24 protein-coding genes are annotated in these 20,313 nt (G+C 58.3%); 19 read left to right on the forward strand and 5 right to left on the reverse strand.

Going from position 1 to position 20,313, the window contains the following annotated elements:
• Positions 1-2: 2 nt before the first annotated feature.
• Positions 3-797 carry an enoyl-CoA hydratase/isomerase family protein gene (locus MWU38_RS05740; RefSeq protein ID WP_247270856.1) on the forward strand — a complete coding sequence of 265 codons (795 nt, stop codon included), beginning with the start codon at positions 3-5 and terminating at the stop codon, positions 795-797.
• Positions 798-886: 89 nt separating this feature from the next.
• Here the strand turns inward: MWU38_RS05740 and MWU38_RS05745 are convergent, their stop codons facing one another.
• Positions 887-1,537: a DedA family protein gene (locus MWU38_RS05745; RefSeq protein WP_247270857.1), complete on the reverse strand. Its 651-nt coding sequence runs from the start codon at positions 1,535-1,537 to the stop codon at positions 887-889.
• 130 nt (positions 1,538-1,667) lie between these two features.
• Here MWU38_RS05745 and MWU38_RS05750 point away from each other — a divergent pair, with 130 nt between their 5' ends.
• From MWU38_RS05750 to MWU38_RS05780, 7 genes are all read left to right on the forward strand, one after another.
• Entirely contained in the window at positions 1,668-2,270 is a 603-nt protein-coding gene (locus tag MWU38_RS05750; protein WP_247270858.1) for a hypothetical protein, read from the forward strand.
• Complete coding sequence (locus MWU38_RS05755) at positions 2,267-3,592, forward strand: terminase family protein (RefSeq protein ID WP_247270859.1); 1,326 nt, start codon at positions 2,267-2,269, stop codon at positions 3,590-3,592. The genes MWU38_RS05750 and MWU38_RS05755 overlap by 4 nt, the downstream gene beginning before the upstream one ends.
• A 44-nt stretch (positions 3,593-3,636) precedes the next feature.
• On the forward strand, positions 3,637-4,794 hold the full coding sequence (locus tag MWU38_RS05760) for a phage portal protein (RefSeq protein WP_247270860.1): 1,158 nt from the start codon (positions 3,637-3,639) through the stop codon (positions 4,792-4,794).
• On the forward strand, positions 4,791-5,096 hold the full coding sequence (locus MWU38_RS05765) for a DUF6127 family protein (RefSeq protein ID WP_247270861.1): 306 nt from the start codon (positions 4,791-4,793) through the stop codon (positions 5,094-5,096). The genes MWU38_RS05760 and MWU38_RS05765 overlap by 4 nt, the downstream gene beginning before the upstream one ends.
• Positions 5,096-5,515 (forward strand): HK97 family phage prohead protease, encoded by a 420-nt coding sequence (locus MWU38_RS05770; protein ID WP_247270862.1) that lies wholly within the window; start codon positions 5,096-5,098, stop codon positions 5,513-5,515. The genes MWU38_RS05765 and MWU38_RS05770 overlap by 1 nt, the downstream gene beginning before the upstream one ends.
• 141 nt (positions 5,516-5,656) lie before the next feature.
• Positions 5,657-6,769: a phage major capsid protein gene (locus tag MWU38_RS05775; protein ID WP_247271251.1), complete on the forward strand. Its 1,113-nt coding sequence runs from the start codon at positions 5,657-5,659 to the stop codon at positions 6,767-6,769.
• 177 nt (positions 6,770-6,946) lie between these two features.
• Complete coding sequence (locus MWU38_RS05780) at positions 6,947-7,504, forward strand: hypothetical protein (protein WP_247270863.1); 558 nt, start codon at positions 6,947-6,949, stop codon at positions 7,502-7,504.
• Here MWU38_RS05780 and MWU38_RS05785 read toward each other — a convergent pair.
• Positions 7,483-7,626, reverse strand: a complete 144-nt coding sequence (locus MWU38_RS05785) for a hypothetical protein (protein WP_247270864.1) — start codon at positions 7,624-7,626, stop codon at positions 7,483-7,485. The two genes, MWU38_RS05780 and MWU38_RS05785, sit on opposite strands and share 22 nt — an antisense overlap.
• Before the next feature lie 43 nt (positions 7,627-7,669).
• Between MWU38_RS05785 and MWU38_RS05790 the strand changes: the two genes are divergently transcribed.
• The 11 genes from MWU38_RS05790 (at position 7,670) to MWU38_RS05840 (ending at position 17,142) form a co-directional block, all read left to right on the forward strand.
• Complete coding sequence (locus tag MWU38_RS05790; RefSeq protein ID WP_247270865.1) at positions 7,670-8,062, forward strand: DUF3168 domain-containing protein; 393 nt, start codon at positions 7,670-7,672, stop codon at positions 8,060-8,062.
• Positions 8,063-8,086: 24 nt separating this feature from the next.
• Entirely contained in the window at positions 8,087-8,494 is a 408-nt protein-coding gene (locus MWU38_RS05795) for a phage tail protein (RefSeq protein ID WP_247270866.1), read from the forward strand.
• Positions 8,491-8,805 (forward strand): gene transfer agent family protein, encoded by a 315-nt coding sequence (locus MWU38_RS05800; protein WP_247270867.1) that lies wholly within the window; start codon positions 8,491-8,493, stop codon positions 8,803-8,805. The genes MWU38_RS05795 and MWU38_RS05800 overlap by 4 nt, the downstream gene beginning before the upstream one ends.
• Positions 8,802-9,014, forward strand: a complete 213-nt coding sequence (locus MWU38_RS05805; RefSeq protein ID WP_247270868.1) for a phage tail assembly chaperone — start codon at positions 8,802-8,804, stop codon at positions 9,012-9,014. Before MWU38_RS05800 ends, MWU38_RS05805 begins: the two co-directional genes overlap by 4 nt.
• Entirely contained in the window at positions 9,007-9,582 is a 576-nt protein-coding gene (locus tag MWU38_RS05810; protein ID WP_247270869.1) for a tail tape measure protein, read from the forward strand. Before MWU38_RS05805 ends, MWU38_RS05810 begins: the two co-directional genes overlap by 8 nt.
• A gap of 18 nt (positions 9,583-9,600) precedes the next feature.
• Positions 9,601-11,922 (forward strand): DUF2460 domain-containing protein, encoded by a 2,322-nt coding sequence (locus MWU38_RS05815; RefSeq protein ID WP_247270870.1) that lies wholly within the window; start codon positions 9,601-9,603, stop codon positions 11,920-11,922.
• The gene (locus MWU38_RS05820; protein ID WP_247270871.1) at positions 11,919-12,737 is read left to right on the forward strand and encodes a DUF2163 domain-containing protein; all 819 of its coding nucleotides are present in this window, start codon (positions 11,919-11,921) and stop codon (positions 12,735-12,737) included. The genes MWU38_RS05815 and MWU38_RS05820 overlap by 4 nt, the downstream gene beginning before the upstream one ends.
• Positions 12,734-13,165 carry a C40 family peptidase gene (locus MWU38_RS05825; protein WP_247270872.1) on the forward strand — a complete coding sequence of 144 codons (432 nt, stop codon included), beginning with the start codon at positions 12,734-12,736 and terminating at the stop codon, positions 13,163-13,165. Before MWU38_RS05820 ends, MWU38_RS05825 begins: the two co-directional genes overlap by 4 nt.
• 1 nt (position 13,166) lies before the next feature.
• Positions 13,167-15,344, forward strand: a complete 2,178-nt coding sequence (locus tag MWU38_RS05830; protein ID WP_247270873.1) for a phage tail protein — start codon at positions 13,167-13,169, stop codon at positions 15,342-15,344.
• Positions 15,345-15,361: 17 nt separating this feature from the next.
• Positions 15,362-15,823 carry a DUF2793 domain-containing protein gene (locus MWU38_RS05835; protein WP_247270874.1) on the forward strand — a complete coding sequence of 154 codons (462 nt, stop codon included), beginning with the start codon at positions 15,362-15,364 and terminating at the stop codon, positions 15,821-15,823.
• A 179-nt stretch (positions 15,824-16,002) separates the two neighbouring features.
• Positions 16,003-17,142, forward strand: coding sequence for an OmpA family protein (locus MWU38_RS05840; RefSeq protein ID WP_247270875.1), 1,140 nt, complete (start codon positions 16,003-16,005; stop codon positions 17,140-17,142).
• Between the two features lie 274 nt (positions 17,143-17,416).
• On the opposite strand, the gene MWU38_RS05845 is transcribed toward MWU38_RS05840, so the two are convergent.
• The 3 genes from MWU38_RS05845 to MWU38_RS05855 are packed head-to-tail and all read right to left on the reverse strand — an operon-like array spanning position 17,417 to position 20,294.
• Positions 17,417-19,111 carry an MFS transporter gene (locus MWU38_RS05845; protein ID WP_247270876.1) on the reverse strand — a complete coding sequence of 565 codons (1,695 nt, stop codon included), beginning with the start codon at positions 19,109-19,111 and terminating at the stop codon, positions 17,417-17,419.
• Between the two features lie 27 nt (positions 19,112-19,138).
• Positions 19,139-19,822: a 7-cyano-7-deazaguanine synthase QueC gene (gene queC / locus MWU38_RS05850; protein ID WP_247270877.1), complete on the reverse strand. Its 684-nt coding sequence runs from the start codon at positions 19,820-19,822 to the stop codon at positions 19,139-19,141.
• 58 nt (positions 19,823-19,880) lie between these two features.
• The gene (locus MWU38_RS05855; RefSeq protein ID WP_247270878.1) at positions 19,881-20,294 is read right to left on the reverse strand and encodes a hypothetical protein; all 414 of its coding nucleotides are present in this window, start codon (positions 20,292-20,294) and stop codon (positions 19,881-19,883) included.
• Between the last annotated feature and the right edge of the window lie 19 nt (positions 20,295-20,313).

The following is a 20,313-nucleotide window of genomic DNA, read 5'->3' on the forward strand; positions in this document are numbered from 1 at the left end:
ACATGGCTGATCCGGTCCTGATCGAAGAAGATGCAGCGGTCGCAACCGTAACTCTGAACCGCCCGGATCGTTTGAACGCCATGGATGAGGCGCTGATTACCGATCTGGCCACCTATTTTCGCGGGTTGCACGATCGCCACGATATCCGCGTCGTGATTTTAAAGGCTGCGGGCCGCGCCTTTTGCGCCGGGCTCGATCTTGAAGCGTGGCGACCGCCTGAGGACACAGGCGCGGTCCAGCATAGCTGGCGCACCCAGCGCAGCATCGCAACGGTGATGCAGCTTATGCGCTCGTGTCCTCAGCCGATCATCGCCCTTGCGCAAGGGGCGGCCTGTGGCGGGGGTCTTTCCCTTTTACTGTCGAGCGATATCCGTTTTTGCACGCCCGACTTCCGGATGAACGCCGCTTACATCAAAATCGGACTGGGCGGCTGCGATATGGGGTCGAGCTATTTCCTTCCCCGCCTCGTCGGCTCCTCGCTCGCCTCGGAGATGATCCTCACAGGGCGCTTCGTGAACGCCGAGCGCGCCCTTTCGAGCGGGTTTGTGAGCGCCGTCGTGGAGGCTGACGGTTTAGGCGCAGCAGCGCAGGAGATCATTGATGAGATGCTTCTGACGGCGCCCATGGGTCTGCGGCTCAGCAAGGATGCGCTTAACAGGAATATCGATGCGCCCGGTTTTGAAGCAGCGCTGGCGCTTGAGGATCGCCAGCAAGTGCTGCTCTCTCAAACCCAGGATTCGACAGAAGCCCAGCGCGCATTTCTTGAAAAGCGGCGGCCGGAATATCGCGACCGCTAGGCGTTGCTGCCGGGCGAATTCTGGACTTGCGTCAAGTCCACTAACCTAATGGGCTATATCCGGCCTTTTCGCCAACCAATCTGAGCAGCTCAAGAATTCCTGACATCTGTCGCGGAATCGCAGATGTGCGCCTCACCTGAGCTCTCATCGCTTCCGGCCAATTGCGTAAACAGGACAAAACCGCCAACCACGAGCACAACGAATAGCGTTGTAAGCAGTCCCAGATACTTATCGATGATCGCCTTGATCGGCGCGCCGAAGATCTGGAACAAAATGCCCACCAACATGAAAATGAGCGATCGTCCAGCGAGAGCCGCCAAGGTGAAAGTCGCAAGGTTCATCTCGATAAACCCGGCGGTTATGGTCATCAGCTTGAAAGGAACGGGGGTCCCCGCCGCGAAAAAGACCGCCATCGCGCCCTGCTCGCGGATGTAGCACGCCGCCACTGGAAAACTCTCGGTGAGGCCAAGCAGACCGATCACCCATGCGCCAACAGCATCGTAGAGGAAGTATCCGATGCCATATCCCAAAAGCCCGCCGGCAACCGACGCCAAAGTGCATATGGTTGCAAACCGGATCGCCTTCTTCGGCTCGGCCAGACACATAAGGCCCAGCAGAGGATGGGGAGGAATGGGAAAGAAGCTCGATTCGATGAAGCTGAAGAAAGCCAGCCACCCTACCGCATAGGGGTGCGCCGCTTTTTCCAGCGTCCAATTGTACAATCCTCTGAGCCAAGCCATTTGCGTGTGATCCCAATTAATCCGCGTGCGAATGGCCAGCGGAAAAGCGGGGACTAAGGCAGCCCCAAAAGAGACGCAACCTCAAAAAACTAACCCATTTGGTTATTTTCTATTGACATCGTGACGCTATTTGGCTAGAAAAAGGCAGCATCGCAAAAGTGTGAGTCGCTCCCGAGCGATAACACACCCCATTCGGCAGCCTCCCGCCCGGAGCGCTGCCTTTTTTGTTATCTGGGGACGGAGGAAGCTTATGGCCGGTCGCAGAGGGCCGAGAACCAAGATTAAGAGCCAACTCAAAGAAGGAGAAAACGTCAAGCTGAACCGCCACTGGCGCGGGCTATTTCTCGACTATCTTGCTGAAAGTTCAAACGTCACCCAATCCGCACAAAAGGCCGGAATTAATCCTAGCCGGGCATACAAAATCCGCCGCGAAGAGCCAGAATTTGCCCGTCAGTGGTTAGCGGCTTTGTGGGAAGGCTACACTCATCTGGAAATGGAAATTCTCGGCCGTCTGCGCGAAGGCAAGCTGCAAACAGCAGACGGCGACAAATATGATTTTGCCAACGCCATCCGTTTGCTGGCAGCGCATCGCGAAAATGCGGCGCGCGCCCAGGCGCAGCAACGCAACGTAAGCGCGATTGAAGTACGCGCATCGATTGACCGCAAGGTTGATGCCATTCGCGAACAGGTTCGCCGCGAGAAAGAGCGCGCAAGATCGGAAAAACAGGGATGAGCGAACGTCTCGATTGGATACTGTCCGCATCGCCTGAAACGCGGAACCGGGTGGTTGCTGCACTCAATGCTGATGAACGCAAGGAGCTTGATTGGCATTGGTTCATGCAGGCGCGCGAACCTCAATTACCGCCAGCAGGCGATTGGCGCATCTGGCTCATCATGGCCGGACGAGGGTTCGGAAAAACGCGCGCGGGCGCAGAATGGGTCCGCCTGATTGCCGAGGAGAATTGCGAGGCGCGCATTGCCCTTGTCTCGTCCTCGTTAACGGAAGCACGTTCGGTCATGGTCGAAGGAGAGAGTGGTTTGCTTGCCTGCTGTCCTCCTGATCGCCAGCCAATTTTTGAGTCATCCTTGCGCCGTGTGCGGTTTCCCAATGGAGCGCAGGCGCAATTGTTTTCGGCGGCAGAACCGGAGAGTTTGCGTGGGCCGCAGTTCAGTCACGCCTGGTGCGATGAAATCGGGAAATGGCCACTGTCACACGACCGCTCGACGCGGGCATGGGACAACCTTCTTATGGGGCTGCGACTAGGAAGTGATCCGCGTACAGTTGTGACCACAACGCCGCGCGCGGTGCCCATTGTGCAGCGCCTGATTGATGGACAGAAAAACGAAAGCGTCGTGCTCACCCACGGCTCAACCTACGACAATGCGGCCAATTTGCCCCGGCGATTTCTGGAGGCGATCAACAGCGAATTTGGCGGCACACAGCTGGCACGCCAGGAAATTGCTGGCGAGATGCTCACCGATCTCGAAGGAGCCCTGTGGCGGCGATCGACCATCGAACAGGCCCGCGATCCAGTTCATTCTGACGACTTGCGGCGCATTGTCGTGGGCGTTGACCCACCTGTCTCATCGTCTGGCGACGAATGCGGCATAGTCGTCGCTGGCATTGGCCAGGACGGGATTGGCCGCGTGCTTGCGGACTGTTCGATTTCTCACGCAAAGCCCCATGCCTGGGCCGAGCGCGTAGCCACAGCAGCCGGTGAATGGAATGCCGACCGCGTGGTTGCCGAAGCCAATCAGGGCGGCGCAATGGTCGAAAGCGTACTGCGTGCGGCAAACGCGCAGCTGCCCATTCGACTGGTCCATGCAAGCCGGGGCAAGGTCGCGCGCGCTGAGCCGGTCGCTGCGCTCTATGAAGCGGGCAAGGTTTACCATTGCGGCTCGTTTCCCGCGCTCGAAGACCAAATGTGCGGGCTGCTTATCGGCGGCGAATATGCAGGGCCTGGACGCTCGCCGGACCGCGCCGATGCACTTGTATGGGCACTGACAGAATTGATGCTTGGCCCGCGAACCAATCCGAGCGTGCGCTCGATATAGGTCCGGTGGGGCCAACCGCTCAACAATCATAAAGGAAATTGCCAATGGCTTGGCTCGATCAGTTGCTCTCCGCCGTTAAAGGCGGGGAGGATGCCCGCGTGCCTTTAGCGCGCGGGATTGCGCAAGGGTGGACACCGGCATTTGTCGAAGGTGGAGGCCCAAAACCTTACCAATACGAACGCTGCGTGCGTGAGGGCTTTCTCGCCAATCCCATCGCCCAGCGCGCGGTGCGGATTGTGGCCGAAGGCGTGGGGCAAGCCCCCACCACAAGCAATAATGAACAGCTCGCCAATCTCATCACCGCGACCAGTGCGGGACAGTCGCTGATCGAAACACTCGCTTCGCATCTGCTTTTGCACGGCAATGGCTTTGTGCAGATCATCAAGGATGCAAGCGGCCGGCCCATAGAACTCTTTGCCTTGCGTCCCGACCGGGTAAGCGTCGTGGCAGGCCCTGACGGGTGGCCATGCGCATACAATTATTCGGTGCTCGGCGACAAAATCACTTTGCCGGTAGAAGACGAAGATGGGTGGCCGAGCGTCATCCAGATCAAGACGATGCACCCCCTCGACGATTACATGGGAGCGGGCGCTCTGGCTGCGGCCACGCAGGCCGTTGCGATCCACAATGCGGCGTCGGAATGGAACCGCGCTCTGCTCGAGAACGCGGCGCGACCGTCTGGTGCTCTGGTTTACGAACAGGGCGACGGGTCTGGCCTTACTCACGAGCAATTCGAGCGGCTGAAAGGGGAACTTGAGGCGGCGTTTTCGGGCTCGGTCAATGCAGGACGGCCAATGCTGCTCGATGGCGGGCTGCGCTGGCAATCGATGGCCATGTCTCCTGCCGATATGGATTTTGCGACCCTTAAAAGCGCAGCGGCCCGAGAGATCGCGCTCGCCTTTGGCGTGCCGCCGATGCTGCTCGGGCTGCCGGGTGACAACACATATGCAAATTACCGCGAGGCCAATCGCGCGCTTTGGCGCCTTACTCTGCTGCCGCTTGCCGAAAAGCTTTTTTCAGCACTTCGAGAAGGTCTCTCTCCCTGGTTCAGGGACGGCACCATCGGGATCGATCTCGATCGCATCACCGCGCTTTCCGAAGACCGCGAGCGGCTCTGGAAGCAGGTGTCTGACGCTGATTTTCTTACCCGCAGCGAAAAACGCGAATTGCTGGGACTTAAAGCGGAGGACAAGGTTCAATGACCCGTTCAGACACACTCGCCAGCCTCATGGCGCAAGCCAATCAAGATGGCGCAGACATCGTGACCTTGCGCGCGATCCTTGAGGAAACCACCGAGATCGCAACCGACCGGGTCCTGGATCGCCTGGGCCTTGCAGATCCGGGCGCAGAGAATGATCTCGATGAACTGCGCGAGCTTTTGCAGGCATGGCGCGATGCAAAGGCAAGTGCCTGGAAAGCTTTCATCGAGTGGCTCATTCGCGGATTTCTTGCGATGCTTTTGATCGGCATCGCGGTGCGCCTCGGCGTATGGGAATTGCTGTGATGAGAGCGCCAGGATCTGCGCAGAAGCCCTTGCGATTTGCAGGTTATGCCGGGCTCTTCAATATCGCTGATGCCGACCGCGATACGATACTGCCCGGAGCCTTTGCTGCGACGCTCGCCAATCGCACAACGGCGGTCCCGCTCCTGTGGCAACACAGGCCAGATCAAAAGATAGGCGAGATCGAAACCGTCACCGAAGACGAACGCGGCCTTCGTGTGGTCGCGCGCATTGATCGAACGGGCAGCCGCGCGGCCCGAATGCTCGTCAAGGGAGAGGTTTCAGGCCTCAGCTTCGGCTACCGCGCGCGGCGCGCATCGCACACCGAGACGGGACGCCAACTGGCAGAGATTGATCTGTTCGAAGTCAGCCTTGTGACCCACCCCTTGCAACATGGCGCCCGTGTCCATTTTGTGACCTGACCGCCTTTTCAATGACCCCCCCACGGGCCGCCATCATGGGCGGCCTTTTTTATGCCCAACAGAAAGGCCAACTACCCCATGGATACCAATTCTACCCCACTGACTGGCTCCGCTGCTGCTCTGGCAGTTGCAGACGACCAGATGGAGCAAAGCTTCGATATTGTCGCTCGCCAGGACCAGGCCGAGGCTGATATCAAAACGCTGCGCACCGACGTTGATGAAGTGAAAGCGCGCCTCGACAAGGTTTCACGCGCCGCATCACGCCCAGCCATCGGCAGCGCGGCGGCTGCACAAAGCGAAGAGGTCAAAGGCTTTGTTGACGGCTACCTTCGCCGGGGCCGCGAGACAGAAGTCAAATCAATCAACGGTGCGTCTCCACAAGACGGCGGCTTTGCAGTGCCTCGGAAAATCGACCAGATGATCGCAAGCGAGCTTGTCGAAATCAGTCCGATCCGCGCGATCGCCCAAGTCGTGCAGACCGGCACTTCGGGCTATCGCAAACTCGTCGCTACTGGCGGCACGGCCTCGGGATGGGTAAGCGAAGTGGCCCCGCGCCCGGAAACGGACGCGCCTAACTTTGCTGAAATCGCGCCGCCCACCGGCGACCTGTTCGCCAATCCAGCCGCCAGCCAGGCGATGCTTGACGATGCGGCATTCGACCTCGAAACGTGGCTCGCCAATGAAATTGCAGTGGAGTTCGCCCGCGCCGAGGGTTCCGCATTCGTCGACGGTACTGGCACAAACCAACCCGAAGGCTTCCTGCGTTCCCCCACAAGCACCGCTGAAGACGGCGTGCGTCCGTTCAAAACGGTTCAGTACATCGGTTCAGGCGATGCCAACGGTTTCGACGCAGCACCAGACGCCAAGCTCATCGACCTCATTCATTCGCTCAAGTCCGGCCACCGTCAGGGCGCAAGCTTCGTGATGAATTCCGCAACGCTTGCCAGCGTTCGTAAGCTCAAGACCTCGGACGGTGCATTTCTGTGGCAACCCGGTATGGTCGAGGGCCAACCAGACCGCCTTCTTGGCTACCCGGTGGTTGAGGCTGAAGATATGCCGGATGTCGCAAGCGGTGAATTCCCGATCGCCTTTGGCAACTTCCGCCACGGCTATCTGATCGCTGAACATTCAGCGACCCGCGTGCTGCGCGATCCGTTCACGAACAAACCTTTTGTCCACTTCTACGCGACCAAGCGTGTCGGGGGCCAGGTGCTCGATTCAAACGCGATCAAGCTTCTCAAAATCGAAGCCTAATAGCCCAGAGCGGGACCGTCTTAAGGCAGGTCCCACGCCTTCCCGGCAAGGTTGAGTTCCCCCTTGCTCCCTTGCCGGCACACCCGCGCCCGCGCTGCCCTTCTCAATGCTTCACTCCAGCGAGAAGACGGCGGCGCGGGCGCACCTTTGATTTGTTTTCGAATGTGGGAGACCGCAATGCAGCGGAGAATAGTGGAGCCAGCTGACGTTAGCGGCGATGCGCTTAGCGAACTGAAAAGCTGGCTCGGGATTACACGGCCGAACGAGGACGCTCTGCTTGCGGACCTCCTGCACACCGGCCTTGCCATGTGCGAAGCCTTCACAGGCCAGGCGCCCTTGTCGCAATTGATAGAAGAGCAGTTGCCGACCCATTCGGGTAGGTCAGAGCTCGTTGCTCGGCCAGCGATGTCGCTTCCAACTCTCGAGCTCGTTGCTCAAAACGGTGGTCGCACCGTGATCGACACCTCGCAATTCGAAGTCGGGATCAGTGCGCAAGGGCGGCTTTGGATCACTCTCTTGCAAGACTTCGAGGGACAAAATGTCACAGCAACCGCGCGCGTAGGAATGAGCAGCGATTGGAAGGGCGTCCCCCCCGCTCTCAAGCAGGGGATCATCCGCTTGTGTGCGCATTATTACCGCGACCGTGACCGTCCAGGTGATCCGGAGAAATCCTCGTCACCACCCGCAATCGTGAGCGCCCTTTGGCGCCCTTATCAGTCTTTGCGGCTCACATGATTGCCGCAAACGCGCAGAATGATGCGCTCGTCAGAAGGCTTCGAGAGCGTGGCAAGCGCATAGCCGCGCAGCATACCGAGCGCGTCCGGCAAACCGCCCACGCTGGCGAGGTCAATTGGCATTCCGCCCAGTCGCTTTGGCCAAATTTCACACAAGGTTGAGCTCATGGAAAATCACTTACGCGCCCAGCTTCTTCAGTGGCTTCGCGATGACCCGGAGCTTTCTTCGATCAATGCGATTGAAGAAGAGGCTCCCGTTCATGCAAGTGCGCCCTGGCTTGGCATTGCGGCAAGTGCGTCAACCGATTGGGGGACCAAAGAGCGGCGGGGCCGGGAGGTCCGAATTGCGCTTGAGCTGGAAAGCCGCGCTGATGAACCCGACGCCGACGGCCCGCTGGTAGAAGCCATCGAACAGCGCGTTTTAAATCTGCCTCCCTTACATTCCGGATTTGAGCTTGCATCGATCCGCTTCCTGCGCGCTCGAAGCGAAGAGCGCGACGCAAACTTGCGCGGTTCCCTTCTGGAATTCCGGTTCCGCATTTTTGCCCCGAAAACCTGAACACTTTTACTCTGGAGAAAGAATATGCCCGCGCAGAACGGATCAGCCTTCCTGCTCAAAATCGGAGACGGGGGATCGCCTGTCTCATATGAAACCGTGGCCGGAATGCGGACCACGCAATTGTCGATCAATGGCGACCTGGTTGCCGTCACCAATAAGGAATCGGGCGGCTGGCGAGACCTGCTCTCCGGCGCTGGAACCCGCTCGGTTTCGGTCAACGCCGCAGGAATTTTTCTTGGCAGCGGCGCTGAAACCGCGGTGCGAGCGCACGCCTTGGCGGGGACCATTGATGACTATGAGCTTTCGTTTGAAGATGGTGAACGTCTTCGCGGGCGCTTTCTGGTCCAGCGCCTCGATTATTCGGGCGATTTCAACGGGGAGCGAAATTACACGCTCCAGCTTGAAAGCTCTGGCCCGGTCGTTCCGGCGTGACCAAGCCGGCCAATGCCCAAAGGGGCGAGGCGACATTCGATCTGGGCGAGCGCACATTTGTCCTGCGTCCAAGCTTTGAAAATTTGGTCGCTGCAGAAGAAGAGATTGGCTCGCTTTTCGCCTTGGTCGAGCGCGCCTCTAACGGTGAATTGACCTTGTCGCAGGTCACTGCCTTGATCTGGCATTGCATTGAAGCCGACCCACGCCCCTCTCAAAAGGAGGTGGGCGAGGCCGTGCTCAAACGAGGCCTCATCACCACCACCAAACCTGTCCGCGCGATCCTTTCCCAGGTGCTGCAAGGCCAATCATGACGGATGAGACGCAGGCCGATTTTGCTGCCGCCTCCTCGCAGTGGTGGAGCGTGGCTGCTCGATGGCTCGGCTGGCGCGCGTCGGATTTTTGGCAGGCGACGCCCGCTGAACTCAGGGGCGCCTTGAGAGACCCCGAAGCCGCCGCCGCCGGGCGCGGACCTTCGATGGAAACAATCGCTGAGATGATGGAGCGCGAAAGCAATGGATGATAATTTCGACGAATTGGTGATTGACCTTCGCGCCAACACAGACCGCTTCAATGCGGATATCGAAGGTCTGCGCAGCACCCTCGACCATTCACTTATCGATGGTTTTGACCGGGCAGGATCGGTTTTGGAGCGAGGGCTCTTGTCCGCCGTGCGTAGAGGCTCGCTAGGCTTCGACGATCTGCAGAAGGTCGCCTTCCGTTCGCTCGATGCGATTGCTGCAAGAGCGATCTCGACGGGAATTGGCTCGCTATTCGGCGGTTCTGGTTCAGGCGGATTAGGCGGCACACTGACCCAGACTTTCGGATCGCTTCTCGGTCTGCCAGGCCGGGCAACAGGGGGGCCTGTCAGCCCTGGGCGCGGCTATGTTGTCGGCGAAAACGGGCCTGAACTCTTTGTCCCGACCTCTTCCGGGAGCATTGCCGCCAATCGAGGGGCAGAGCTGCCCAGCCGCGATGTGAGGGTCGCCATCCAACTCGCGCCCCCACGAGGGACTGCCGCACCCACAGCAATGCAACGCTCCTCGCGCCAGGTTGCAAGCGCTGTGCGCCGCGCGCTTTCGGCGCAGTGAACTAGGGATCATCGACTTATGGCATACTGGCTAGCGCGCGAACGCCGCGGGCAGGACTCTTCTTTCATCCAGCGTTTCGATCCACGCTTCTGGACGGTCAATTTCCCGCGGCCCGCGATGGCTTCTGTCATCACCACAGGCGCAGACTCCATGCAGATCGATGTCGAGCTTCATCACGAAGGCGAACTCGTCGGGCTAATCTGGGCGAGCGAAGATACACTCGATCACCCGCTTCTGGCGTATGAGACGAACCGAGATTATTCGAACACCAGTCTGAGCTTCCGCTGGCAATCCGAAGGCGTGGTCGCGCTTGATCAAGTAAATGGCCCTACGCTCACGATCGAGGGACGTGATGCAGAGGGCAACCAGCAAACATCTTTCGTCAGGCTCTGGAATTATGCGCAGGGCACGCCGACAGATGCGGTAATTACCTTGCCTTTCTCGCAGCTGGAGAGCGGTTTCTCCCTACCCGGCACGCCAGTTTATGTCGGCGACATCGACCGGATGTTTATCTCACTTGTCCCACCGGAATTTGTGGCAGGCAGCACCACGCCGCTGCCTCAACGCTTCAATGGCCGCGTGACGGTGTCTGAAATTGTCGCGGATGGCCGACACTCGATGCTCGAAATCGGAGATGTGCGCCTGCCCGTCCATGGAGAGCGGCTCGCGACCGCCTATGATGACAATTACGACCAGACGCCAGCGCGCATCCTGCGCAACCTCGTGGGCCTCGGCTATCGCGGAGACTTCATCCACTACGTAGGCATGAGCCATTTCATGCGGCTTGGGCAGCAATCAGGCGCGCTTTTGGCAATTCCTGACGGAGACCTGTGCGAGCCGGCAAACCAATGGCACCGGAGTCTGTTTGGTCTAGCGAGCAACGAAGATCTGGAGGTGATTGCCTCGATCTCTTATGAACTGTTCAACGATTACTGCCCCGAAAGCTGGAAACAGCGCACGCTTGATGGGGAACCAGCACTGACCGGATGGGTGCCACCTTCCAGCCTTCTGTCCCCTGCGAATAGTGAGGCGATGGACTGGCTTCGGTCGAGCTCGGTCAATTTTGTCAATCTGCTTAACGATGCTGGACAACCCGTGCGGATGCAAATCGGCGAGCCTTGGTGGTGGACCACCGCAGCGGGCGAGATCTGCCTTTATGACGATGCCGCGCGCGCCGCTTTCGGAGGCAATCCGCCTGATATTTCGGATATGCGCGAGGCCCTTAATCCTGCTCAGATTGGTCTACTCGATGACGCGGGCGCGCTTCTGGCGCAATCGACCGCCGACCTGACGGCTGCGGTTCGCGGCGCTGCAGGCGGCCCATCCGAGGTGATGATCCTTGTCTTCACCCCGACTATTCTAAGCCCCCAAATGACCGAGCTTTACCGCGCCAATCTACCGATGGGATGGGCGGCCCCGGCTTTTGATCGATTACAGCTCGAAGATTACGATTGGCTGACCGAAGGGGCGGACGCGCTCAGGAGAGCAGCATACGCATTTGTGGACGAGCGCCTGCAGTACCCGATCGAAAAGCAGGACTACCTCGCCGGTTTCGTTCTCAACGCGTCTGACGATGAACAATATTGGACTCGGATCGACAAGGGCCTCGATGAGGCCGCCAGCCGGACAATCGAACGCCGATATGTTTGGGCCCAACCCCAGGTCAATCGTGATGGATACACCCGGCACCCCTTAACCCAAGAGGAACAAATGGAAGCTTTTGACGACGTCATTTATCCCTTTGCTCTGGGGCGCTCGACCTCGGTTGCGCCAGAGTTTTCGACTTCCGTTTCTGTCACATCTTCCGGCCATGAAAGGCGAAATTCACTATGGGCGGATGCACGGGTGCACTTTGATGTAGGGCCGGGTATCCGCTCCGAAACGGAATTGGGCGAACTCCTGGGCTTCTTCCGGGCCCGGCGCGGAGCGGCGCGCGGTTTCCGAATTAGCGACCCCTACGATCACAGCTCGAACGGGATGACAGGTTCACCCACACAGCTCGATCAATTGCTCGGCGTCGGTGATGGGACGGTGGCAGAGTTTCAGCTCACCAAATCCTATGGCACCGGGACAGAACCACAGGTCCGCCCCATAACTCGCGCCAGAGCCGAAACCTTATTGGTGAGCGTAGGCGGCATCCCCTCAACGGATTGGGTCCTTTCGAGCAAGGGAAAGCTCATCTTCGGTTCCGCTCCTCCCATAGGCGCTGAAGTGCGCGCAGGATTTCTTTTCGATGTACCGGTCCGGTTTGCCGAGGACCGGATCGACATATCAAGCGTCAACTTTGAAGCCGGCGAGGCACCCAGCATTCCCTTAATCGAATTGCGGGAAGAAATATGACACGGACGTTCTTCGACCGCGAACTCGAGACAGCTGCAACCTTCTGGCGCATTTTCCGGCGCGACGGTGTGACATTGGGTTTTACGAGCCATGATCGCGATTTGACTTTCGGCGGCATTCGTCACCGTTCGGCGCCAGGCATGGTGCCAACCGCTGTCAGGCTCAGCTCAGATCTATCGGAAGAGAACGCTGGAGTGGAAGGTGCGCTCAGCCACGACACAATTCGAGAACGCGACCTTGCAGCCGGCCTGTTTGATAACGCCGCGATTGAAGTTGGCGTCGTGGATTGGGAAACCCTGAAAGCGCGCGTGCTGTACACAGGCAGCTTGGGGCGGATCGAAGATGATCGCATTGGGTTTTCTGGCGAATTGCGCTCGGCCAAAGCTGTGCTTGAGCAAGATCTGGTCCCCCGCACCAGTCCGACATGCAGAGCCGCTTTCTGCGGTCGCGGATGTGGTTTGTCTGCAGTGCGCTTTACCGCGCGCGTCGTCTTGGCCGAGGTGGATGCGGACCTCAACCGGGTGCGCATAGAAGGAATTGCATCTGGCGAATTTCTCGACGGTCAGATTCGGTTTCTCGACGGACCGCAGACCGGCATCCCGTTTGCAATCGTGGGTGTCGATGGCGAATGGCTTGCTCTTGATCGTCCACTCGATGCTGGCCTTCTGGCCGCAACGCCAGCCGAACTTCGGGAAGGATGCGACCACACCCTCTCTACTTGCGCGAACAGATTTGGGAACGCTGTCAATTTTCGTGGAGAGCCATTCTTGCCAGGCAACGATTTGCTTGCTCGCTATGGTCAAGCACTAGGGTGAACAAATACTCACCGCGCGGGGAAAAACTCGCTCTCGCCGCCGCCCGCTTTATCGGGGTTCGCTTTCGCTTGAACGGGCGCGATCCGGAAACCGGGCTGGATTGCATTGGCCTTCTGGCATGCAGCCTGGAGGCAATCGGAGAGGCGCCTTCAGTCCCGGAAGGTTACGCCCTTCGCAATAGCGAGATTCAACGCTGGATTGGATGCGCGAAGCAATCGGGTTTTGTCCGCGCGTCGGGCTCTGTTCAGGCGGGGGACGTTCTTGTGACGAAACCGGGCCCGGGCCAACACCATCTCGTGATCGCTGCAAACAATTGCGAAGTCATACACGCTCATGCCGGGCTGAGGCGCGTAGTCCGCCAGTCCTTTCCTCCCATTGGAACCATTCAGGCACACTGGCGCCTGCACCAGCCGCGAAAAGGAAATTAAGATGGCAACTCTGGTCCTAACGGCTGTGGGTACAGCACTTGGCGGTCCGGTAGGAGGCGCGATTGGAGCATTCATCGGTCGCGAAGCCGACCAGGCCTTGTTTGGTCCGACACGCCAAGGACCGCGCCTCAAAGAGCTTTCAGTCACAACCTCCAGTTACGGTCAGCCCCTGCCACGCAACTTTGGCCGGATGCGGGTTGCGGGCACAATCATCTGGTCGACAGAGTTGCAGGAGACACAGAACAAAGGTGGCGGGGGAAAAGGGCAGCCATCTGTTACCACTTTCTCCTACTCGGCATCCTTTGCCGTCGCACTTTCCAGTACACCAATTGACCGGATCGGAAGGATCTGGGCCGACGGGAACCTACTGCGCGGCGCGGCGGAAGACCTTAAAGTAGCAGGTGAACTGCGCGTCTACCAAGGCACAGGCGACGCACCCGTGGATCCCTTGATAGCCGCTGATCGCGGCGATCTCACGCCTGCTTTCAGAGACACGGCCTATGTCGTGTTCGAAGACTTGCAGCTTGCCGATTTTGGCAATCGCATCCCTGCGCTTACGTTTGAAGTTTTCGCGCACAACCACGAAACGGTCTCGATCAGTCAATTGGTGCCTGCGGCGCAAAAGGGCACCGGCGATGTTGTCTTGAAAGACACGCTTGGCTTTTCCGATGAAGGCGGCGCGATTGGATCAGTTTTGTCGACGATCAACCAAGTCTATCCTCTGGTCTGCACGACGCATGCAAGCGGGTTGCGTTTGTCCTCGGCCTATTCATCTGCCGACAATATCCCCGTCCTGCCTGAACAAATTTCACTGCGCGATAGTGAGGACGCGACCGAACGGCATAAGCAGCGCGGCGACAATATCGGGAATGAACCGCTTGCCCTTCGGTATTACGATGAGGAACGCGACTACCAGCCCAGCGTGCAACGGGCGCTGGGCCTTCGCCCTGATGGGCGAGAACTCATGGTCGAAATGCCCGCTGCCATGAATGCCCAAGGAGCGCGCAAACTGGCAAACTCCAATGCTCACCGGGCGCGCTGGCGCAACGAACGCGTCGTTTGGAGAATTGGCGAACTCAACACTCAAATAAGCCCCGGAAGCATCGTGAAGCTCCCCGATGCGCCAGGTATTTGGCTGGTGAAAGATTGGGAATGGTCCAACCTTGGCGTTGAGTTGGGCTTGGACCGGGTCTCTCCGGAGATTGCCGGTCAACTTGCGGGCGATGCAGGCGCTTCCAACACAGCTCCAGACGAACCCATCACGCCAACCAAGATCTTCGCTTTCGAAGCGCCTCCAGAAAACAATGCAAACCCATCGGATCGCGCACTGCTCGTCGCTGCGACATCTCAAAGTGCAGGTTGGCGCGGCGCTGCGCTCTTCGTCGAACAGGGCGCCACACTTGTTGAAGCCGGTTCGACCGGCAATTTGCGAGCAGTCGCCGGTACGCTTTCGGAACCGCTCGGCATGTCTGGTGCAACCCACATCGAAAGCAATGCCGAAATGCGCGTTACCCTGAGCGCGCCAGATCTGCCATTTCAAAGTACGGACGTATCCGGTTTGGCCAATGGCTCAAACAGGGTGATGGTGGGCAACGAACTCATCCAATTCCTTCACGCCCAGTCGCTTGGCAATGGCGAATGGCGATTATCTGGCCTGCTGCGAGGCCGGGCCGGTACAGAGCCGGCCGCACTTGATGGTCATGAAACGGGCACGAGCGTGGTCCTTCTGGACGATCGGCCAATTCTTCTCGATCCCGCTCTTGCGCCAAGTGGTGGTGCAGGTCGAATTGCAGCAATTGGCCTTGCTGATGAAGATCCGGTGTTCGCGGATATCGAGAACCCGGGGCTCGCTCGCCGGGCGATAATGCCGGTTTCGCCCCGTAAGCGCGTGCTTTCGGATGGAACTTGGCATCTATGCTGGACCCGGCGTGCGAGAGGACAATGGACGTGGCCCGATGGCGTTGAAGTGCCGCTGGTCGAGGAACACGAATCCTACACTATCGGCTTCGGGCCTAGCGATACGCCTTTCGCCTCATGGGCGACCTTTGAGCCAGAGTTCCACCTATCGGCAAGCGAACGCAACGCTCTCTTAGTCGCTCATGGCCCCGACGATCTGTGGGTTAAACAGGTCGGCTCTTACGGGGCCTCGCCAGCACTTTTGCTCACCACACTATCCTGATCGCTTGGAGACAAACCATGGCAAGCCCAATCGCTTTCCCCTCAATGACCACTCACATAAACCTGCCGCTACTGTTCGCAGGTCAGGCGCAGAAAGAACCCTTTATCAATCATGCGTTCTCCACAATTGATGCGCTGCTGGCAGGCGTCGTGGATGATTCGCTTGCAACTGCGCCAGCTGATCCAATCGAGGGATCGCGCTATCGTATTCTGGCGAACGCCACGGATGAATGGGCTGGGCACGACGCGGAAATTGCGATCCGTATTGGCGGGGCTTGGACGTTCATAACTCCGCACCAAGGCATGAGTGTTTTTGATGCTACCGCACATACCTCCTACTTTTTCGCAAGTGACTGGGTCGCGGCATCTGAGCCTCAGGCACCCACTGGTGGAAGCGTTGTTGATTCTGAAGCAAGGGCAACCCTGAGCCTTTTGATCGACGCTCTGAAAACAGCCGGAATCTTTGCAAACCCGGAGTAAGCCAAGCCGGCGATCACCTTCTGAGATCAGGCAAGAAACCAGAATTTCCGCCACTTTTCCAAGAGAAAGGAGTAATTAGAGGCAATCTTGCAACAGTCGAGCGCATTGACTGCTTGCTTGTGCAAAACCGAGAAGTTAGACAGGGCTAGCGCCTCAACTCGAAAAAGGGGAATTCCATAATGCGCAATTTCGTCATTGGTTTGGCGATGGCTTCAACGGCTCTGACAACACCGGCCATGGCCCGCGAGGGCCAATGGTACATCCAAGGTGATGCTGGTGCGATGATCGTTGAGGACGTCGACATTGATATTAACGGCACTCCGGATCAAGCTATCATTTCGCACGACACAGGTTTTGATGTGGGTGCAGCGGTAGGTTACGACTTCGGCGGCTTCCGTCTTGAGACTGAAACCAGCTACCGTCGCGCTGATCTTGAGAATGTCGAAGCCGGTTCTGCTGGTCTTCCGCTCAACTTCAACGGAACTGATCAAGGGGTCAATTTCTTTGGTCAGGAAACCCGTCCAGCTATTGGCACATCAAGCGCTCTTAGCTTCATGGTAAACGGGCTTCTCGACTTTGGTGACGACGACGGCCTGCAAGGGTTCGCAGGTGGCGGTGTTGGTATCGCTCGTGTGGACTACGAAGGTCGTGTGAACACGAACGGTCCTGGTGTCTGGGACGATTCCGACACCGGCTTTGCCTATCAGTTTCTGGCTGGTATCCGCACACCTCTCAGCGACAGCTGGGACGTTGGACTGAAGTATCGTTACTTCGTGGTACCTGGTGTCGACATCATCGACCCAATCGGTCGCGACCTGAGTTCGACTTTTGTCACTCACTCGCTTCTGGGTACGCTGAGCTACAACTTCGGTGGCGAAACACCACCACCGCCGCCACCTCCACCACCGCCGCCGCCGCCTCCACCGCCGCCGCCGCCTCCACCGCCTCCACCGCCGCCGCCAACGCCGTGCAATACTGGCCCTTACATCGTTTTCTTTGATTTCGATGAGTCAGTGATCACAGCCGACGCAGCGTCGATCCTGGACAACGCGGTCACGGCCTACGCGAACTGCGGCACTGCTGCGGTCATGCTTGCTGGTCACACCGACCGTGCTGGTAGCGTTTCGTACAACGAAGCACTCGCTGCACGTCGTAACGACAGCGTAAACGGATATCTGACAGGTCGCGGTATCCCCGCAAGCCGGATTTCCAGTGAAGCTTTCGGTGAGACACAGCCACGTGTTCCAACTGCTGACGGTGTGCGTGAATTGCAAAACCGTCGCGTAGAGGTCACTTACGGTCCGGGTTCGGGCATGTAAGCTCTGGCTTCATCACAAACAAGAAAAGGGCCGGAGCGATCCGGCCCTTTTTTTATGTCTGTTCAATCTAACACTTCATCTTGCGTCGAATATAAAGAACCGACTTCAGTGCAGCCCAAGCCTCCAAAGATGAGGCCGCTTGATGCGTCTGCACAACGAGGCCGCACAAATCCTCGAACGGATTATCGGCCCGTTAGTGTATCAAGGCGGATTTCTCCCAGCTGACGATTGCTAAGCGCCAGTAGCACCTAAGCGCCGGCGCTTAGAGCAGCCCTCAAGCTTTTACCTCGATCGCTTCTCCAGCCGCCGCCGCCCGCGCCACGACGGTGCTGCTAGCTTTCGGCGTGAGCTTGATCGATGCAATTAGAAGAGCGAAACCTATCGGTGCAATCCAAAGCGTCGAGAGAACGCCAGCGCTCAAGTCATCACCGTTCTGTGTCGAAACATACCCTGCAGTAAACGGCCCGAGCGCAAGCCCAACGAGCGTTGTGGCAAGGAAAAAAGTAGCAGTGGCCGTGCCGCGCATGCGCGGGAGGACGAGAGCCTGACTGGCAGCTGCTGCCGCCCCAAGTGCGGAAGCAGCCAGGCCGCTAACTACAATGTTAAGAGCGGTGAAAAGCGGGTAGCTTTCTGTTGTGTATTGCACATAGGCAAAAGGGAGAGGGCTCAGCAGGCCGAAGAGTACGACCCATACCCTCCCCGCGCTGGATTTTGCGAGCAACACATCGGCCATTCTACCGCCAAGAATAACGCCGAGGAATCCACCTAGCGCGCCGCCTCCGCCCAGCCAAAATCCAAGGCTAACCTTCGAGACTTCGAAAACGCGTTCGGCATAAGGGGCCCCCCAATAGCTCGCGGCGTAAGCAACGAAAGCTACCGCGCCGTAGCCAAGGATGGTGCAAAGGAAGGCGGGTGACCCCCACGTCAAAGCGAAAGTGGGATAATCGCGAACTCGAAGTGCACAGGCCCAGCTGAAAACGGCGTAATATCCAATCGCAAGCAGCAGCCACTGGTCGCTGATGGCAGGAAGCTGCGTCGCAAGGCCCCCTTGGATCGCTTCCATGATGAAACCCTGGCCGGTGCCCAGCGCCAAAGTAAGCCCATGGCCAACCGTAAGCATTACCAACAATGCGCCGATGTTGATCAGTAAAGCCGCAACACCGCGAGACCCCGCTCCGAAGAATGTGAAGCCGGGAATGACGGTGGTCAGCTCACGCACAAATCCGCGAAACGGGTGAGGGTCCTCTGGCGTTGGAATACCGTCAATCGCGCCTCTTATTGGCTCGCGTAGGGTCATGACCCAGATAGCCAAAAGCAATCCTGGCAGGCCGACGGCGACAAAAGCCGCCTGCCAACCCGCAAGACCGAGCGGTCCGCCATCGGGATACGCCGCGTTCCAGCGGTCGACCACCATTCCACCAATGGCGAGCGAAATGCCCCCACCGATGTAGAGCCCGGAGCTATATATCGCGAGAGCGGTAGCGCGCAGTCGAACTGGAAACCAGTCAGAGATAAGCGAATAGGCCGAGGGACTGGCGGTTGCCTCGCCAACACCCACGCCGATGCGTGCAACAGTCAATTGACCGGCATCTTTCGCAAATCCGGACAAAGCGGTCATGGCTGACCAGAGCGAGAGCCCCAGGGTCATTAATCGGACCCGCTTCCAACTGTCTGCTAACTTGCCAAGAGGGATCCCGAACAGCGCATAGAAGATCGCGAAAGCCGTGCCGTAGAGAAAACCCAAATAGGCATCATCAACGCCGAGATCCGCTTTGATATCATTGGCCAGAATTGAAAGAATCTGACGGTCGATAAAGTTGAGGACGTAGATCAGGACCAAGACGCTAAGCGCATACCAGCTATAAGCCGGAACACTCTGGTCACCGTGGCTGACGGAACCGCTATCTTCAGTCTCCGCCGGCGCGGTCGCTTTGTCACTCAACGAATTATCTCCCCAATTGTGTTGCATCGAAAAGGAAGGCGCTGGTGCCTCCGCTTAATCAGCGTAGATCGTGCTATCGGTAATTCCCGCTTCGGCAAAACCCTTTTTGCGCAATCGGCACGAGTCGCATTTGCCGCAAGGGAGACCTTCGGTTGTGGGGTCATAGCATGACCAGCTCCACGCAGGGTCCAAACCTAGCCGCGCACACTCTTTTGCGATGTCGGCTTTGGTCATGTGCTGAAGCGGAGCGTGAATAGTGATCGGGCTGCCTTCGACCCCGGCCTTGGTTCCAAGTCTCGCTGTTTCAGCGAAGCTTTCAATAAATTCCGGACGGCAATCGGGGTATCCCGAATAATCGAGCGCGTTCACCCCGATGAACATGTCGCGTGCCCCCTTAGCCTCGGCGCAAGCGGTTGTGAGGGCCAAGAATACAAGATTGCGCGCAGGAACGTAGGTTACAGGGATGGTGTCCTCGACCCCTGATTTTGGAACGTCGATATCGTCGGTAAGGGCCGATCCGCCAAACGCCCTTAGATCAAGGGCGATCTCGGTGTGGCTGGCAAGTCCCAATTTTTCGGATATCGATTTGGCGCGGTCTAGTTCGACCCGGTGGCGCTGACCATAATTGACCGTCAGTGCATGGACGGCAAAACCGCTCTCCAATGCGCGGGCCGCCGAGACCATGGAATCCAGCCCCCCTGACAGGAGCACGATTGCTGGTGATTGAGTGGACGTCATGGCGACGCGGCTAAGCGCCAAATCGCCATTTGGCAATCCCGGCCAGGCGCCGTTCGTTTCAGCAGCTTCCGCTGTGCCTTGCTTCAGCAGCGAACTGAAACGGCAGACCAGAGGCGATGCCCTGACTCTCAATCTGCACAAGTTCACCAGTTTCCTTGCGGATATCGGTGCGCCCATAGCCATTGCCCGGGCAAGTGTACTGGATTGTAATCTTGCTCTTCGCATCTTCGACCACAAAGCGGCTACAGCCAGCTTCTCGGTGGCGCAGCTGGATAAGCTCGCGGCCTGACTTCACACAGATTTTCCGATCCGCAGAGCCATCGCGATGCTTGATCGTCCACTCGCCTTTGGAAAGGCCGCCAAGCATTGAGAGGCTGTCGGGCTGAGCAGCGACAGGCAACGCCAGACCCAGCATTACCATGCCAACCGCGGCAACTATGCCAATAGGAGAGATTTTTCGGCTTGTACTCATGTCGACTACCTCGGCTAAT

The organism is Qipengyuania sp. S6317L1 (assembly GCF_023015615.1).
Lineage (GTDB): Bacteria > Pseudomonadota > Alphaproteobacteria > Sphingomonadales > Sphingomonadaceae > Erythrobacter.